Origin of the sequence: Candidatus Poriferisodalis sp. (genome assembly GCF_965208895.1) — a bacterium.
Taxonomy (GTDB): domain Bacteria; phylum Actinomycetota; class Acidimicrobiia; order Acidimicrobiales; family Poriferisodalaceae; genus Poriferisodalis.
Genome location: NZ_OZ242363.1, coordinates 2,962,572 through 2,979,228, shown reverse-complemented (window position 1 = coordinate 2,979,228; position 16,657 = coordinate 2,962,572). Strand labels below are relative to the sequence as shown.

The following is a 16,657-nucleotide window of genomic DNA, read 5'->3' as shown; positions in this document are numbered from 1 at the left end:
ACGCGCAGCGCTCTATGTCGTGTAGTCGGCATTGATGCGAACGTACTGGTCGGTGAGATCGCAGCCGTAGGCCGTGAACGCGCCGCCTGCGATGCCCAGATCCACCGAGATCAGCACCTCGTCCGAAGCCAGGTATGCCTCGAGCTCCCCAAGGGCCTCGGGCGTTGCAGGCGTCGGATACACCTCTTGGCTGCCGAAGCGAATCCGGACGCGCCCGGGGTCGATGTCGGTCTCGTCGCTGCACTTGCCGATCGCCATCGCGACCCGACCCCAGTTGGGATCACAGCCGTGCACGGCGGTCTTCACCAAGGGGGAGTTCACGATCGCCTTGGCGACGCGCTTGGCCTGCGCGTCGTCGCGAGCTTCGTTCACGTTCACCACGATCAGGGTCTCGGCGCCCTCGCCGTCGAATGCCAGTTGGCGAGTGAGGTCCAAGCTGACCGCACCCAGCGCTGCTTCCAGCTCGGCTTCGTCAACCTGACCGGCTGCGCCGTTCGCCAGTATCACCACCATGTCGCTGGTGGACGTGTCGGTGTCCACGCTGAGCGCGTTGAACGTCACGTCGCACACGCGGCGCAGCATGGCGTCGAGCCGGTCGGGCGCGATCTCGGCGTCGGTGGTGATCACCGAGATCATTGTGGCCATGTCGGGCTCGATCATCCCCGAGCCCTTGGCGATGCCGACCACGCTGCCCGGCCCGGCTGCGGCGCTCGCGGTCTTGGGATGGGTGTCGGTGGTCATGATTGCGGCCGCCGCAGCCGCGGCATCGGCCTTCCACAAGCCTTGCCCACCACGGTGACTCACGTCCTCGACGTTGCCATCACCGGTTGGCCCGCCACGCCGAGCCATCGGGCCGTCGGCGCGCTGGGCTGCGGGGACAGTTCCCTCGGCGTCAGCAGCCAGCTTGTCGAAGTAGGCGTCGACTTTCCCCTCGGGGTAACGCACGCCGATCACTCCGGTGGAGCCCACCAGCACCTGATCAGATTCACAGCCCACGAGCTCCGCGACTCGCTGCGCCAAGTTCGCTGCGTCCCGCTCGCCTTGCTCACCGGTCGCCACATTGGCGTTCTTCGACACGACCACGACCGCCTGCGCTCGCCCGTCGGCAACGTTGGCCCTGCTGAGCCGAACGCTGGCGCCGGCGAACAGGCTCTTGGTGAAGACGCCAGCCGTTGCGGCCACCCGACTGGAGGCCAAGACCATCACATCGTCTGTCTCATCCTTCATGCCGATGTTGCCGACGTGGCAGGCAAAGCCGACGGGCAGGTTCACCGATGCAGCTGCGTTCTTGGCCCCTGCTGAAGTCATGATCAGCCCCTGTCGCATGCTCCCTCGCGGCCCGGCCGCGGCGTGCGGCAAAGGTACTGGCCGCAGGTTGATACATGGCTGCATTTCTCAGCGGCCCGCCGCCATAGGAACGAGCGTGTCAGCCGCCAGCGTGGCCCCTGGTCGGAGTCAGCCTCTCAAGCAGCAGGCGTGACGAGGCTCAGCTGCTCGGCCGGGGACGGTTGATCACACGGCTGCCGATGAGCCGGTCGGTCACCGAGCGGCTTTCGTCGTCGCCGAGCAGTATCAGCAGGGCGTCCGCGAGGAAGCCGATACCGATTGTCACCGTCCAGAAGACGTGCTTGAGCACCTCTCTGGCGAACATTCGGCCCCATCCGAACGAGGTGCCATCCGCACGCACAGCAACTAAGCCGAGCACCTGTTTTCCAGGCGTCTGACCCCGACGGAGCGTGAACGCCAGCCAGATCAGCCAGCCGATGCCGAATGTCAGCGTGCTCACCAAGCCATCGACAAGCAACGCCGCGAACCGACGAAACGGATTGGCCGCATCCAGGATGGCCCCAGGCCGGTCAGGACGGCCAAGCGGCGGCCACGGCGCCGACGACGTCATGAGGATCGTCGTTCCCCGTCGTCAATCGCCGCGCGCCGGTTCACGCAGACTCGTCGGGCTGGATGCGGTCTCACCGATCGAAAAGACTCCGCTGCGCGGCCTCTTTCGCCAGTCGTCGATGGCTGCGCTTCTCCGCCATCCACCGAGACAGTGAACGCGCGTCATCCAAAGCCATCAGGCTGCTCAACACCAGCCTCAACAGGAACGCAAGCAGCGCCAACGACGTGGCGGCAAGACCCCAAGCGGTGAATCGAGGAGCGTCAGGAGACAGGAACAGCAAGACCGCGGATGCACCTGCCAAGCCTGCCAAGATGATGATCCCCCAACGGAAGGCTCGCAAGCGGCGCGCCGGGTTCTCCAGCAGGTCACGTACCTCGCGCCAGCTTGGCCCGAGCGAATTTCTTCTGCGTTCCGGCTTGGTCCACATGCTCAACCTCAACCGTTCCGGCACCACCACTTATGGCTCACCTCGACGATGCGCTCCACCACCGGTTCCGTCACGTATCCGGTCACCACCTGCGTCGGGGTGGCCGTCGGATCGGGGATGTTCGTACCAGGAATCATCACCTGCACGAGGGTATAGACAGGTCTCTTGATCAGCCTGCGGACGAATCTGACAAGTTCGAACAGTTTCCACCGAGGACTGCTGCAAAATGACGCTTCATCTGCTCGACAATACCAACGCAGTGATTCACCGCACGACCTCTATCCCCTTAGCCGCTCAGCCAGCAGCGCGCGATCACAGCGGTTGCTGACTGAATCAAAAATCAGTTTTAGTTAGCACGCCTTGCAACGGGCGGGCGCCAACGATTGGAACCAGTCCATCGGCCCGGTCGTGTGCAGATATCCAAGGAGTGCACGCGCAAATCTCCAAGTAGAGGACGTGCAAAATTCAATTTGAAGTTCGCAGTCGGCGCTGCATCGCAGCCACCTGTGGTCGCAGCCACCTGTGATGGCAAGTCTATGACATCAGAATGACTGAATATATGACATTATGGAAACTGAAATTAGTACTATAACGGTGTGGCGACAACGCTCACCCCGCATGGATACCTCGAGCGCATCGCCGACCGCGAGATCGCTGAAGCGCTGCTCAGCACCCCGATCGTGGTCATCGAGGGGCCAAAGGCGTGCGGTAAGACATGGACTGGCAGGCACCATGCACGAAGCGAAGCCTCGTTCGAGCAGGACGAGCAAGCGCGCGCTCAGGCCCGACTGCTGCCCCGGTTGTTCCTCGAAGGCACTGAACCCCGGCTGATCGACGAATGGCAAATCGTCCCTGAGATCTGGAACACCATCCGACACCTCGCCGACGAAGAGCGTCGCAACGGAAGGTTCGTACTGACCGGGACTGCCCGCCCCGGGGCCGACGGAATCCGTCATTCCGGGGCCGGACGAATCCTGCGCATTCGACTCCGCCCGATGTCGCTGACGGAATCTGGCGCTTCGACCAAGCAAGTCTCGCTGGGCGCTCTCGTGAATGGCGAACCGTGTGCTGCCGACCGTCCAGCGATCACTGTTCCGGAACTCACCGATGAGCTGTGCCGAGGCGGATGGCCAGAACATCTCGGGCTGGCGACGGGGCCGGCTCAGCGCCGCCTGCGCGCCTATCTCGATGAAATGGCTCGCGCCGACATATCCGAGCACCAAGGGCGTGGCGGCCGAAGCAGGGACTCCGAGAAGATCGGCCGCCTGCTCGTCTCCGTCGCTCGGAACACAGCGACGACGGCTTCTGTCGCCCGACTCGCAGCGGACACTGCAGGCTCGGCGGGAGGCAACGCTGCGCAAGACCAGCGGACTGCGGCGAGCTACCTCGAGACCCTTGCTTCAATGTTTGTCGTCGAGGATGTACCAGCTTGGTCGGCTGGCCTCCGCTCGCGAGCCCGGCTGCAGGGAATGCCAAAGCGGCATTTTGTGGACCCGTCACTGGCCGCCGCTGCGTTGCGTGCCGGGCCCGAACGCCTGCTGGGAGACCTGAAGACGCTGGGCTTCCTGTTTGAATCGCTGGTCGTGCGCGACCTGCGCATCTACGCACAAGCCCACGAAGCCACGGTCTGCCACTACAGGGACTCCAACGGGAACGAGATCGACGCCATCGTCGACTGGGGAGACGGCCGATGGATCGCAGTGGAGGTCAAGCTGGGTTCGATGGATGCGGTCGATGAAGCCGCAAACACGCTGCATCGGGTCTGCGCCAAGGTGGATCCTGCAACAACCGGTCCCCCAGCTCGCAAGGTTGTGATCACGGCCAGCGGCTACGCCTACGACCGTCCCGATGGCGTAGCGGTCCTGCCACTGACGGCCCTCACGACCTAGCCCGGCTCGATTCCTGACCCGAATTGGCCATATGGGCGATCAGATTCGTCGCATCCCCTCACCCTTTGGGGGTTCAGAAGAGCAAATCCCCGGCCGCATCCCACAAGGGCATTAGCGGACCCGGGGATGCATCGCTCACTCTACGATCGGCAGCAGCAGCGCGCCTAGCCGATCAGTTCGGAGGCGGCGCGGCCAATTCGGCAGGTGTCCCGCCGGGGTCGGAGTCGGCAGTCTCGTTGCTCGCAGGCGCCGCGGCCATCTTCGCCGGCGCCCGCGCAGGGCTGCGCATGTGCTGCACGACATTGCCGTAGAAATCGTCGATTGCATCGACCACCGAGTCAGCGAATCCGAGCTTGCGGACGGTTCGCCGGCCTTGGCCAGTCTCAGTGCGATGCGATACGCGAAACTTGACAGGCGGCCTGTCCCGAGACCGCAGAATCAGCGATGTGTCCTCGCGCAGATCAGCGAGCGAAGCAATCTCGGCTGCGGGGCTGTTGCGGGTGAACGCTTCGACCGTGATGCCTTCGGGAGCGTTTCGCAGCTGCCGCACGAGCCAGCCGATGCGCCCCTTGCCACCCTTGTCGACGGGTACCGGGCACTCGACAGCGACGACCGTGCGGGCAGCACGCATGTCGGCAGTCACCGTGATATCGCCGACCGCCCCCGGCACGCGCAAGCGACCTTGGAGGACTCCGCATTCGCAAAGCTGCGCAGCGAGCGATTTGCTTCGCAGGCCCGGATCGTCACGCTGCGCTTTCGGAATGACCTCACGCACATCGATCCCGAGTTCAGCGCCGAGGCGCATCGCAGTGGTGTGCATGAGTTGATCCCACCGGCGGCACACGTCGAGCACTTCAGGCCCGGGTTTGCCGAGCAGCCCGTCGCGTGCCTTGTCCCGCACGCCGACCCAGTTCTCGCCCATGTCGCTGGCCTGAGCGACGCCGCTGTTGGGATGCTCCAAGTAGCGGATGAGCTCGGCGGCGATCCATGCCTGCTCCTCGTCGTCGACTCCGTGATGGGTGACCTGCTGCACCGCTTCCGCGAGGATCCGTGTCCACGACATGTGGTGCAGCTTGACCGAGCCGGTCCGCAGCGAATCCGCTCCGGGCGTCGGATGGGCGCCGTCGAATGGGGCAACCTCGCCTGAGATGGTAATGAGGCAGTCGTAACCCTCAGCACGAGCGAGCTTCAAGTACTTCTCTATCTGGCTGAGCTCCTGCGGGCTGTCGCCAGTCTTCACTTCGATCAGCGCTGTGAAGACCTGCTTGCCGGAAGTCACCCGCACCACGCCGTCCGGTCGCAGTGTCTCGCCTCCGGTCATCTCGTACGGCACTTCAGTCCACGCCTCGACCGCGGCCCTGTCCGCCTTGCTAGCTCCGAGCGGCCCCAAGAGTCGCCGGGAGAGCGGTCGGACCATCGTGAGTACCGAGAGCAGTGCTGCTGTGGCTCGAAGCTCTGCTTCCTGCCGGCCCTTCACGCCCGCCACTGAGAACAGCCGGACTTGATAGTTGTCGTCAAGCATCATTCGTTCCTTGGCGCGCGCCGACGAGCCGGCATAGTAAGTCCTCGGGCACAGCGTCGGCTTCTGATTTTTTGAGTTGTACAATTTGTACATGACTGAATTGGCCGTGAGCGAGGCACGCAGCCGACTGGCCGAGGTGATCGACGAGGCTCGCCGATCCGGGGCGCCGGTCACGATGACGAAGTACGGCCGCCGAGTGGCCGTGATCCTGAGCATCGAGGCGTTCGACCGTCTTGTCGACATCGCCGATGACACCGACGATCGCCGCGAACTCGCGGCGGCGCGGGACGAGGACGACTACGTGCCGTGGGACGAGGTCAAAGCTGAGCTGGGAATGCAGTGAGCCGGTATCGAGTCGAGGTCGCTCGGCGAGCGGTCAAAACGATCCGGCAACTGCCGCGCAGCGACCAGCAGCGCATCCGAGCCGCCATTGATCTGCTGGCCGATGAACCGCGACCGAGCGGTTGCTTTGCACTCAGCGGCGAAGACGCCGTCTACCGGGTCCGCGTCGGCGCGTACCGGATTCTGTATGAGGTGCTCGATGATCGACTGGTTGTGCACATCATCCGCGTCGGGCATCGGCGCGAGGTGTACCGACCCCAGTAACCGTCGGCGCGGCAGCGGTCGCGTGCAAACACCCAAGTAGTGCGCGTGCAAGAGTCTCAATAGAAGGCGCGCAAGACTCCATTTGACAGCGGCCTTGATGCATGAAGACGATTGGGCTACTGCAATTCATGCGGTTTGTGCTCTGTAATTCATGTAGTTTGAAGTCTGCGAATCATGCATTCAGAGCAACCGGACATGAGGAGTGTGTTCTGGTGGCCGATGGCGGGCGCCGCTATCGCAGGATCGTCGAGCGACTCGTGCGCGACGAACTCCTGCCGACCTTCCCGGCGATTCACCTGGTAGGCGCGCGCGGCAGCGGCAAGACAACGTCTGCGACCTCGCTCGCAGACGCGGTGCTGGACCTCTCCGAGCCGGGAACACGGCGCGCCGCCGTGGAGAGTCCTGACGGACTGCTGGCTGCCTCGCGCGGCACCGTGCTCATCGACGAGTGGCAAGAAGCCCCGGAGATTCTCGGAGCGGTCAAGCGTGCTGTCGATCGTGACCTCGAAGCCAGCCCGGGCCGTTTTGTCATCGCCGGATCGGTGCGCGCCGCGCATCAGGCAGCAACGTGGCCGGGGACCGGACGGCTGATCCGCGTGCGGATGTACGGACTCACCCATGCTGAGATCGACGGAAATGATGCCTGCGACCCCGTCGCTCGGTTTTTCGCGGGAGGCACCGATGACTACGTGCGTTCGGAATGGGACCGCGCCCGCTACTGCGGCACCATCGTGCGCGGCCGATTCCCGGGTGCGATGCGGTTCGACGGCGGCGCTCGCGACCGTTGGTTCGACAGCTATGCCGAACAGCTGGCCGAACGCGATGCCGCTCAGCTGACCTCGCGTTCGCCGCATGCGCCAAAACTGCGGGCCGTACTCGAGTCGTGCGCAGCGCGAACGGGTCAGCTGCTCAACAAGCAAGCAGTGGCTCAGGACGCCGCCGTAGATGTCCGCACCGCTGACGCGCACGTTTCGCTGCTTGAGGATCTCTCCATCGTCGTGCGCATCCCGGCGTGGCACATCCAGCGTGTCAAGCGGCTGACACGCTCGCCCAAGGTGCACGTGATGGACCCGGGCCTCGCGGCCCACCTGCTCGGCGCGGATGCCCGTGCGCTGAGCCTCTCCGACCGACTCGTCGGACAACTCTTCGAGACGATGGTCGTGACTGAGATATTGCCGTACTTGCAGGCTTCATCGACGCAGACTCGGCTGTTCCACGCCCGCAGCACCGATGACAAGGAAGTCGACCTGGTGCTCGAACGGCACGGTCGCATCGTCGGCCTCGAGGTCAAGTCGTCCGAGAGCGTCGGCCGCCGCGATGCCCGGGGATTGAGGTGGCTCCGCGACATCACCGGGGATGCATTCCGAATGGGTGCCGTGCTCTACGCAGGCCAATGGCCCTTCCAACTCGACGACCGCATCTGGGCGCTGCCCATCAGCAGCCTCTGGCAACCGCCGCTCGCAAGGTCCTGAGGGGAGTCGGGCATGGCTCGGCCAGTCCGACCGCACCATCTTGCGACGGATCGCCGCTGCGCTCGATGCATAGGAGACGCAAGCCGGCGACCCAAGCTCCATGTTTCCGGCAGCGACCGTGTGCATATGTCTACGTAGTTTGCGTGCAAATCTCACAATAGATGGCGTACAAACATCTATGTATCACTAGCCTCACGGCATGGAGACTGGATCGGTCGGCCACATTGCGCGTCATCTCAGGGTTCACCTTGAGGATGCGCTCACAGGATTCCGGGTCGTCGTCCTCCACGGAGCGCGTCAATCGGGCAAGACGACGCTGGCGCGGCTCGCAGCACAACGCGCAGGCGGCACCTACCTCACGCTCGAAGACCCGCAGATCCTGCAATCGGCGCTCGACGATCCGATCGCGCTGCTGGAGGGCTGGCCGATGCCGCTGGCAGTCGATGAGATCCAAATCGCCGGCGACCGGCTGGTCAGGGCGGTCAAGCGCCTCGTCGATGCCGATCAGACACCGGGCCGCTTCTTGCTGACCGGCTCCTCTCACTTTCTCACCGTTCCGACCATCAGCGAATCACTCGCGGGACGGGCTCGCCTGCTGCGGCTCGCGCCGTTGTCGCAAGCCGAGTGCTCCGGAACCGAGACGCCGCCGCTCGATGCTTGGATGGCTCAGGCCGGCACACCTCGCATGCACATCCAACGCGACGCATCACCTCCGATGACCCGCCGTGACTTTGCCCGCTTGATCTGCACCGGTGGCTATCCCGAAGTCCTCCGACTGCCGGACCGGCTTCGATCCGGTTGGTTCGAGAGCTACATCGAGACGGTCGTCGAACGCGACATCACAACGCTCGCTGACATCCGGCGGGCCACAGCGCTGCTTCCTCTGCTTCGATGGACGGCGGCCCAGACATCGCAGGAATTGATCATCGCTGAGGCATCGAGGCGGCTCGGCATCAGCCAGCCCACCGTGGTCGCCTACCTCGAGTGGCTCCGCACGGTGTTCTTCATCCACGAACTGCCGGCGTGGTCAAGGAACCTGTCAGCACGGGCCGTCCGGCGACCCAAGCTCCATGTCTCCGACACGGGCCTTGCTGCTCACCTGCTTGGCGTCGATCCCGATGCGTTGCTCCTGCCGACTTCGCGGGCACTCGGCCCGCTGACCGAGTCATTCGTGGTCGCCGAGATCGCCCGCCAAGCCTCAAGTTCGGCGAGCCGCATCGGCCTGTGGCACTTCCGAGATGCCCGCCATGAGGTTGACCTGATTCTCGAACGACCCGACGGCTCGATCGTCGCCGTGGAAGTGAAGGCCAGCAGCTCACCCTCGCCGCGGGCCGCAGACCACCTCCGATGGCTTCGAGACCGGCTCGACGACACTGCACCGGGCACCTTCACCGGAGGCGTGCTGCTGCACATGGGCGAACACCATCTCAGTCTCGGAGACCGACTCAGCATGTGGCCGATCTCATCGCTTTGGACCACCTGAGTCGCTGTCCTTGTCGCGGTGCGGCTATTCCCATTCGATGGTGCCGGGGGGCTTGGAGGTGATGTCGTAGACGACCCGGTTCACGCCGGGGACTTCGTTGACGATCCGAGACGAGATCTGCTCGAGCAGATCGTGGGGCAGGCGGGCCCAGTCAGCGGTCATTGCGTCTTCGCTGGTGACGGCGCGCACAATGATCGGGCGGGCGTAGGTGCGCTCGTCGCCCATCACGCCCACGCTGCGGATGTCGGCCAGCACGGCGAAGCCCTGCCAGACCTCGCCGTCCAATCCCGCGTTCGCGATCTCTTCACGCACGATGACATCGGCAGCGCGCACCGTCTCGACGGCTTCGGGCGTGACTTCGCCCACTATCCGCACGCCGAGGCCAGGCCCCGGGAACGGCTGGCGCCCGATGATCTCGGGCGGCAAACCCAACTCGGCCCCCACGGCCCGCACCTCGTCCTTGAACAAGTTCCGCAGTGGCTCCACCAGCTCGAAGGTCATGTCGTCGGGCAGCCCGCCGACGTTGTGGTGGCTCTTGATCTTCGCCGCAGTCGGCGAGCCCGACTCGATCACGTCGGGATACAGGGTGCCCTGCACCAGGAAGCGGGCATCGGTGATGCCGCCGGCGGCCCGCTCGAAGATGCGCACGAACTTCTCGCCGATGATCTTGCGCTTGTCCTCGGGATCGGTCACACCGGCCAGCGCCTCGAAGAACTCGTCGGCGGCCCGCTCGTGGATCAGCTCGATGCCCTGCGTGCGCCGGAAGGTGTCGGTGACCTGCTCGCCCTCGCCGGCACGCATGAGCCCGGTGTCCACGAATACGCACGTGAGCTGGCTGCCGATCGCTCTCTGTGTCAGTGCTGCAGCTACGGCACTGTCCACCCCGCCCGAAAGCCCGCAGATGGCGCGGGCGCTGCCCACTTGAGCGCGGATGGCCTCGACGCTTTCGGTGATGACGTTGGTCATCGTCCACTCGGAGTTGATCTGGCAGATGTCGTGCAGGAACCGCTCCAGCTGGGCTTGGCCGCTGGGGGTGTGCGCTACTTCGGGGTGATACTGCACGCCGAAGAAGCGCCGCCGCGGGTCTTCGATAACGGCGGCAGGGCTGTCAGGCGTAGCAGCGGTGATCTCGAATCCCGGCGGCGGCTCGACCACGGCATCGAAGTGCGACATCCACACGGGCTCGGTCGATGAGCCAGCGTGGTCAGCCGCAACGCCCGGAGACGTTCGCATTCCCGTCGGGGCGAGGTTGATGTCGTTCGCTTGCCCCGCCTTCGCGGCCGAGACGACCCCATAGGCCGGTTGGTCTTCGGCGTCGTCCCCGGACTCAGCCGCCCTCTCCGCGAGCAGATGCGACGGCGACCCGGTACGACGCAGACTCGTGCGCCCGTATTCGCCACGGCCGCTGCGATCCACCGTGCCGCCCAGGTCGCGGGCCAGCAGCTGCGACCCGTAGCAGATGCCCAGGATCGGCACGCCGAGTTCGTAGACGCCGAGGTCGATGCCGGGTGCGCCGTCAACGTGCACCGAAGCGGGACCGCCGCTGAAGATGATGGCCGCCGGCGAGCGCTCAGCCAGCTCGGCGGCGGTCACCGAATGGGGAACGATCTCGGAGTACACCTGCGCTTCACGCACCCGCCGGGCGATCAGCTGCGCGTACTGCGCGCCGAAGTCCACCACCAAGACCGTTGGGTGAGCGACCGGGCCGGCCGCGGGCGAGTGTGGGGGCATAAGTCCGGCGCCGCAGCCGCGCCACGTTCGGGAAAACAACGAGGGTACCGCTGGACCCTCAGCACCCTGTGGGATGCGGCTCAGTTCGCCAGCTGCGTTGCCAGATACAACTAGATACAACTTCATATACATACAACTTCATAGAACGGTTCGGCGGTTCTATGTGGCGCAAAGCCTCGGATGACCGTTGCGGCTGCAGTCAAGACCACTGGAGCCAACGACGCAGGGCCGGCGATATTGCCGGCCCTGCGTGTGAGTTGTTGATAGCCGATGGGCGGCCCTGGGGGCCACCCGAAGCGGGAGCTACATCATCCCCGGCATGCCGCCCATGCCGCCGCCCATGGCAGCAGCAGCTGCGGCCGCAGCGGCGGGGTCGGCCTCTTCGGGCTTGTCGGTCACCAGCGTCTCGGTGGTGAGCAGCAGGGCCGCGATGGACGCCGCATTCTGCAGCGCCGCCCGGGTCACCTTCGCCGGATCGATGACGCCGGCCGAGACCAGGTCTTCGAACTTGCCGTTGTCGGCGTTGAAGCCCGTGTTGCCATCGGACGACTCGATCTGCTGAACGATGACGGCGCCTTCGTAGCCCGCGTTCTGGGCAATCTGGCGGCTGGGGCCTTCCAGCGCACGGTGCACCATGCGAGCCCCAGTGGCCTCGTCGCCGTTGAGGTCCAGCGCTGCCACTGCGGCACGAACCCGCAGCAGCGCGGTGCCGCCGCCGGGAACGATGCCCTCTTCGATCGCGGCGCGGGTCGCCGACACGGCGTCCTCGATGCGGTGCTTCTTTTCCTTCAGCTCGACCTCGGTGGCCGCGCCTACCTGGATAACCGCCACGCCGCCGGCCAGCTTCGCCAGCCGTTCCTGCAGCTTCTCGCGGTCCCAGTCGGAGTCGGTGTCGTCGATCTCACGCTTGATCTGGACCACTCGACCCTCGACGTCGCCGGAGTCGCCGCCGCCGTCCACGATCGTGGTCTCGTCCTTGGTGATGATCACCTTGCGGGCGGTGCCCAGCAGGTCGACCGTGGTGTTCTCCAGCTTCAGGCCCACCTCTTCAGAGATGACCTGGCCGCCGGTGAGAATCGCCATGTCGGCCAGCATTGCCTTGCGGCGCTCGCCGAAGCCGGGAGCCTTCACCGCCGCCGATGCAAACGTGCCGCGGATCTTGTTGACCACAAGCGTGGCCAGAGCCTCGCCCTCGACGTCCTCGGCGATGATCACGAGCGCCTTGCCGCCCTGCATCACCTTCTCGAGCACGGGGACCAGCTCGGTCACCGAGCCGATCTTGCCGTTCACGAACAGCAGGTAGGGATCGTCGAAGACAGCTTCCTGGCGGTCGGGATCAGTGACGAAGTAGGGCGACAGGAAGCCCTTGTCGAACTGCATGCCCTCGGTGAACTCAAGGTCTACGCCGAACGTGTTGGACTCCTCCACGGAGATGACGCCGTCTTTGCCGACCTTGTCGAAAGCCTCCGCGAGCGTCTCGCCGATGGTGGTGTCGGCCGAGGAGATGCCGGCCACGCTGGCGATCTTGCCCTTGTCGTCGGAGACATCGGTGGACATGTCGCCCATCGAATCGACGGCTGCGCTCACCGCAGCCTCGATGCCCCGCTTGAGCTCCATGGGGTTGGCACCCGCAGCAACGTTGCGCAGGCCCTCACGGACCATGGCCTGAGCCAGCACCGTCGCGGTGGTGGTGCCGTCGCCGGCGACGTCGTTGGTCTTGGTGGCAACTTCCTTGACGAGCTGAGCGCCCATGTTCTCGAACGGGTCGTCCAGCTCGATCTCGCGGGCGATGCTCACGCCGTCGTTGGTGATCGTCGGCGCCCCGAACGACTTCTCGAGCACGACGTTGCGGCCCTTGGGCCCCAAGGTCACCTTGACCGCATCGGCCAGCTTGTTCACGCCAGCCTCGAGGCCGCGGCGGGCCTCTTCGCTGAACTTCAAGATCTTCGGCATGTGGTTGGTTCTCTTTCTTGTCGATGTGTTGTCGTCGCGACGGCGGCTAGGCGACGATGGCCAGGACGTCGCGGGCGCTCAGAATGAGCAGGTCTTCGCCGGCCACGGTGATCTCGGTGCCGCCGTACTTGCTGTAGACGACGGTGTCGCCGACGCCGACGTCCATCGGGATGATCTCGCCTGACTGGTCGGAACGCTTGCCCGGGCCAACCGCGAGCACCTCGCCCTGCTGGGGCTTTTCCTTGGCGGTGTCGGGGATGACGAGCCCGCTGGCGGTGGTCTCCTCCGCGTCGCTCGTACGCACGACGATGCGGTCCTCAAGTGGCTTCAGGTTCATGGTCGGATGTGCCTCCTGTGGCGCTATGCCCTGTCAGTTGGGCCATATCTCATGGGACTGCCCGGCGGCACTTAGCACTCTCACCGGGCGAGTGCTAACGATACGAGCAGGCGAGGGCGGCGACAACCTCGCTGCGATCACACTCACAGCAGACACAATGGGAAATTATGTTGCTTATGGAAGATCGGCGGCGTAAGTCCACTTCAATGACAAATAGTTCATATTCAATGACAAATAGTTCATAACTTGGTGGTGCACGGACAGCTCGAACTTCGAGGCTCCAAGCGTGGCTCGCACTATGGTGCTGCCCGGCAGCGGATAGCAATGGCGACGCTTTGTCGCCTGGATGACAGGGACCCTGTTCTCAGTCGACGAAGGCGATGCGCAGGTTGGGATCGGCGCCGCCGTCGAGGGCGGAGGGGCCATCGCTGGCCAGCCGGTACCAGGCGGTTGCGGCGATCATGGCCGCGTTGTCGGTGCACATCGACCGGCTGGGCAGGTAGGCGTTGATGCCGTCCTCCACGCAGATGTCCAACGTTCGCTCGCGCAGTGCACTGTTGGCCGCCACGCCCCCGGCCAGGCAGATGCCCGCTGCGGAGACCTCGTGGGCCGCCTTGCGAGCCTTGTGCGTCAGCACATCGGTCACGCAGGCCTGAAACGACGCCGCAACGTCGGCAGTGGCGACCTCGGGGTGAGCTCGAACCCAGTTGATGACCGCGGTCTTGATGCCCGAGAACGAGAAGTCGTAGCCGTCGTCGCGCATGGCTCTGGTGAGCGGGACCGCGGTGGGGTCGCCCTGCGACGCCAGTCGGTCGATGGCGGGGCCGCCCGGATAGCCGAGCCCCAAGTAACGGGCCACTTTGTCGAAGGCCTCGCCGGCCGCATCGTCACGCGTCGTGCCCAGCAGGCGGTATCGGCCATGCCCCTCGAACAAGATCAGCATCGTGTGCCCGCCCGAGACCAGCAGGGTGACAAGGGGAAACTGCACCTCGGCGTCGTGCTCGTCGAGCAGGGCCGCGTACAGGTGTGCTTCGTGGTGATTGATGCCGATGTAGGGGACGTCCCACACCAGCGCCAGCGCCTTGGCTGCGGCCACCCCCACCAGCAGGCTGCCCACCAGGCCCGGGCCGCAGGTGGCCGCCACGACATCGATGTCGTCGTCGGCTGCGCCGGCTTCGACCAGCGCCTCGGCCACCACCGGGGTGATCAGCGCTTCGTGGGCCCGTCCCGCGATCTCGGGCACCACGCCGCCGTAGCGGGCATGGAGATCCACCTGGCTGCTGACGATGCTGGAGCGCACCTCGCGTCCGTCGTCCACGACCGCTGCGGCCGTCTCATCGCAGGAGGTCTCGATGCCCAGGATCGTGGTCATGGCGCTCCCAAGGCTGTGTTCGATGCGCCCTCGGTAACGCCGAGGGCCGTGTCGCATGCGCCCTCGGTAACGCCGAGGGCCGTGGCTATTCCGTCGAGCCGTTCGCCTTGCTCGTCGCCGTCGATGTCGTGGCACCACATCACCAGCGCGTCCTCCCGGCCGCGGGGTCCGTCGCGGTAGTAGTTCTTGCGCGTGCCGACCGGTGCGTAACCGAACCAGCGATACAGCCGCTGCGCCGCGTCGTTTGAGGCGCGCACCTCCAGCGTCAGCGCCTCGAGCCCATCGATGCGGCGGGCCTCGCGGTGCAGTTCCAGCATCAGCCGTGCGCCCACGCGCTGGCCTTGGCATTCAGGATGGACGGCCACCGAGGTGATGTGTCCCTCGCCGGCAACGATCATGAACCCGCCGTACCCCACGACGCCGGCCGGGCGGCCGTGCGGTCTCCGCCGGCACGCCACGCGGTACACCCGCTCGCCGCCGCGGCGCAGCTCGTCGAGATACAGCGACATCGACCAGGGCCTCGGGTACACCAGCCGGTCGATGCGCCGAATGTCGCGCAGGTGCGTGCGGGTCATCGGGCAGATGATCAACTGCCCCGCAGCGGTGCGGCCCTCAGCGGTCGAGGTGGCGTTCGGCGCGTTCACGACCGCTCCCGCTGCTGCCAGTTGATGCGGGCATCGGGAGCGCGCAGGTACATCGGCGTGATCTCTGAAGGGCTGACGAACTCCTCGCGCAGCGCCCGGGCGTGCGCCAGCTCCACCAGGGCACCGGCATTTGGGTGGCGCAGCCCTTCCCGGCCGATCTCCGCACCCCGCACGGCGCCGAGTACGTCTGCGTATCGCTGGGCACCGTCGCCGACGATCAGCGTTTCCGCACCCGTCGCCATGAGCTGCCCCGCCACGTCAGCGGGCTGATCAACGGCCGGGGCGCTCATGAGCTGGATGCCCCCGGGCGCACGCCGGTAGGTGGCATGGAAGATCTCGCCCCGGCGAGCATCCACTGTCGAGACGATGAGCCGATCACTGAAGCGCGCCGGGAAGGCGGTGAGGTCGAGGCTGGACACGCCGATCATCGGGATCCGGCAGGCGTGCGCGATGGACTTCGCTGTCGCCAAGCCCACGCGCAAACCGGTGAACAGGCCCGGGCCGACGTCGACAGCGACCAGACCGATCTGCGACAGCTTCATCTGGGCCTGGGCGCACAGGAACTGGATTGCCGGCACGAGCGTCTCGGCATGGCGCCGGTCGCGAGTGGTGTGGAACGAGGCGATGATGCCCTCGTGCCCGCCGATGGCCACGCCGACCTGCGGAGTCGCTGTCTCGATGCCGAGAATCAGCACAGCGCTGCCTCCACGCTGTCGAGAACTAACACAGCGCTGCCTCCACGCTGTCGGGCGCTAGCACGGCGTTGCCTCCGCGCTTTCGAGAACTAACACAGCGCTGCCTCCGCGCTGTCGAGCACTAGCACGGCGGCACCGGGGAGCTGTCGGCGAAGTGCCATGCATCGGCGACTGCGTCGGCGCGAGCGTGCCAGCTCGGACCGACCAAGTCAGCTTCGAAGATGCGGATGTCGGGCGACTCGTCGGGGTCGGCGAGCTTGATGCGCACTCGCAGAAAATCGCGTGGCAGCTCGCCGATGACCACCTCGCCCCACTCCACGCACACCACCGCGTCGTCGTCGAGCAGCTCGGGCAAGTCCAAGTCGAGCACCTCGCCCAGGTTCTCCAAGCGGTAGACGTCGAGGTGGTGCAATCGCATGCGGCCCTGGTAGCTCTGCGCCAGGGTGAAGGTGGGGCTGGTCACCGGCTCGGTGACGCCGAGCGCCGCCGCCAGGCCTTGGGTGAACACCGTCTTGCCTGCGCCGAGGTCGCCTGAAAGCAACAACACGTCACCGGGTTGCAGCAGCGGCGCAAGCGTCGCCGCGACTGCTCGCGTCCCCTCGGCGCTCGTGGTCCGGAACCGCATGACG

The 16,657-nt window shown here is 65.6% G+C and carries 17 protein-coding genes; 5 read left to right on the top strand and 12 right to left on the bottom strand.

Features of this window, described 5'->3' with window-relative positions:
• Nucleotides 1-12 precede the first annotated feature (12 nt).
• The 4 genes from ACOGJB_RS13425 to ACOGJB_RS13410 form a co-directional block, all read right to left on the bottom strand.
• Entirely contained in the window at nt 13-1,308 is a 1,296-nt protein-coding gene (locus ACOGJB_RS13425) for a bifunctional ornithine acetyltransferase/N-acetylglutamate synthase (protein ID WP_419837607.1), read from the bottom strand.
• 178 nt (nt 1,309-1,486) lie between these two features.
• Nucleotides 1,487-1,897: an RDD family protein gene (locus tag ACOGJB_RS13420; protein ID WP_419837606.1), complete on the bottom strand. Its 411-nt coding sequence runs from the start codon at nt 1,895-1,897 to the stop codon at nt 1,487-1,489.
• 70 nt (nt 1,898-1,967) lie between these two features.
• Entirely contained in the window at nt 1,968-2,354 is a 387-nt protein-coding gene (locus tag ACOGJB_RS13415) for a hypothetical protein (protein WP_419837605.1), read from the bottom strand.
• Nucleotides 2,333-2,464 (bottom strand): hypothetical protein, encoded by a 132-nt coding sequence (locus ACOGJB_RS13410; RefSeq protein WP_419837604.1) that lies wholly within the window; start codon nt 2,462-2,464, stop codon nt 2,333-2,335. The genes ACOGJB_RS13415 and ACOGJB_RS13410 overlap by 22 nt, the downstream gene beginning before the upstream one ends.
• Nucleotides 2,465-2,920: 456 nt before the next feature.
• On the opposite strand from ACOGJB_RS13410, the gene ACOGJB_RS13405 reads away from it, so the two are divergent.
• A complete protein-coding gene (locus ACOGJB_RS13405) occupies nt 2,921-4,213 on the top strand; it encodes an ATP-binding protein (protein ID WP_419837603.1) in 1,293 nt (430 codons plus the stop codon).
• Between the two features lie 172 nt (nt 4,214-4,385).
• Here the strand turns inward: ACOGJB_RS13405 and ACOGJB_RS13400 are convergent, their stop codons facing one another.
• On the bottom strand, nt 4,386-5,738 hold the full coding sequence (locus ACOGJB_RS13400) for a hypothetical protein (RefSeq protein ID WP_419837602.1): 1,353 nt from the start codon (nt 5,736-5,738) through the stop codon (nt 4,386-4,388).
• A gap of 88 nt (nt 5,739-5,826) precedes the next feature.
• Here ACOGJB_RS13400 and ACOGJB_RS13395 point away from each other — a divergent pair, with 88 nt between their 5' ends.
• The 4 genes from ACOGJB_RS13395 to ACOGJB_RS13380 all read left to right on the top strand — a co-directional run bounded on the left by ACOGJB_RS13395 (nt 5,827) and on the right by ACOGJB_RS13380 (nt 9,296).
• Entirely contained in the window at nt 5,827-6,078 is a 252-nt protein-coding gene (locus tag ACOGJB_RS13395; RefSeq protein ID WP_419837601.1) for a type II toxin-antitoxin system Phd/YefM family antitoxin, read from the top strand.
• Nucleotides 6,075-6,341: a type II toxin-antitoxin system RelE family toxin gene (locus ACOGJB_RS13390; protein ID WP_419837600.1), complete on the top strand. Its 267-nt coding sequence runs from the start codon at nt 6,075-6,077 to the stop codon at nt 6,339-6,341. Before ACOGJB_RS13395 ends, ACOGJB_RS13390 begins: the two co-directional genes overlap by 4 nt.
• A gap of 101 nt (nt 6,342-6,442) precedes the next feature.
• On the top strand, nt 6,443-7,813 hold the full coding sequence (locus ACOGJB_RS13385) for an ATP-binding protein (protein ID WP_419837599.1): 1,371 nt from the start codon (nt 6,443-6,445) through the stop codon (nt 7,811-7,813).
• Between the two features lie 199 nt (nt 7,814-8,012).
• A complete protein-coding gene (locus ACOGJB_RS13380) occupies nt 8,013-9,296 on the top strand; it encodes an ATP-binding protein (RefSeq protein ID WP_419837598.1) in 1,284 nt (427 codons plus the stop codon).
• 24 nt (nt 9,297-9,320) lie between these two features.
• On the opposite strand, the gene guaA is transcribed toward ACOGJB_RS13380, so the two are convergent.
• The 7 genes from guaA to tsaE all read right to left on the bottom strand — a co-directional run bounded on the left by guaA (nt 9,321) and on the right by tsaE (nt 16,653).
• Complete coding sequence (gene guaA / locus ACOGJB_RS13375; RefSeq protein ID WP_419837597.1) at nt 9,321-11,027, bottom strand: glutamine-hydrolyzing GMP synthase; 1,707 nt, start codon at nt 11,025-11,027, stop codon at nt 9,321-9,323.
• A 303-nt stretch (nt 11,028-11,330) separates the two neighbouring features.
• Nucleotides 11,331-12,980 (bottom strand): chaperonin GroEL, encoded by a 1,650-nt coding sequence (groL, locus tag ACOGJB_RS13370; RefSeq protein ID WP_419837596.1) that lies wholly within the window; start codon nt 12,978-12,980, stop codon nt 11,331-11,333.
• A 46-nt stretch (nt 12,981-13,026) separates the two neighbouring features.
• Nucleotides 13,027-13,317, bottom strand: coding sequence for a co-chaperone GroES (gene groES / locus ACOGJB_RS13365; RefSeq protein ID WP_419837595.1), 291 nt, complete (start codon nt 13,315-13,317; stop codon nt 13,027-13,029).
• Between the two features lie 364 nt (nt 13,318-13,681).
• Nucleotides 13,682-14,689, bottom strand: a complete 1,008-nt coding sequence (gene tsaD, locus ACOGJB_RS13360) for a tRNA (adenosine(37)-N6)-threonylcarbamoyltransferase complex transferase subunit TsaD (RefSeq protein ID WP_419837594.1) — start codon at nt 14,687-14,689, stop codon at nt 13,682-13,684.
• Nucleotides 14,686-15,333, bottom strand: a complete 648-nt coding sequence (rimI, locus tag ACOGJB_RS13355) for a ribosomal protein S18-alanine N-acetyltransferase (protein WP_419837593.1) — start codon at nt 15,331-15,333, stop codon at nt 14,686-14,688. Before rimI ends, tsaD begins: the two co-directional genes overlap by 4 nt.
• Nucleotides 15,330-16,028: a tRNA (adenosine(37)-N6)-threonylcarbamoyltransferase complex dimerization subunit type 1 TsaB gene (gene tsaB / locus ACOGJB_RS13350; protein WP_419837592.1), complete on the bottom strand. Its 699-nt coding sequence runs from the start codon at nt 16,026-16,028 to the stop codon at nt 15,330-15,332. Before tsaB ends, rimI begins: the two co-directional genes overlap by 4 nt.
• Nucleotides 16,029-16,149: 121 nt before the next feature.
• The gene (gene tsaE / locus ACOGJB_RS13345; protein ID WP_419837591.1) at nt 16,150-16,653 is read right to left on the bottom strand and encodes a tRNA (adenosine(37)-N6)-threonylcarbamoyltransferase complex ATPase subunit type 1 TsaE; all 504 of its coding nucleotides are present in this window, start codon (nt 16,651-16,653) and stop codon (nt 16,150-16,152) included.
• Between the last annotated feature and the right edge of the window lie 4 nt (nt 16,654-16,657).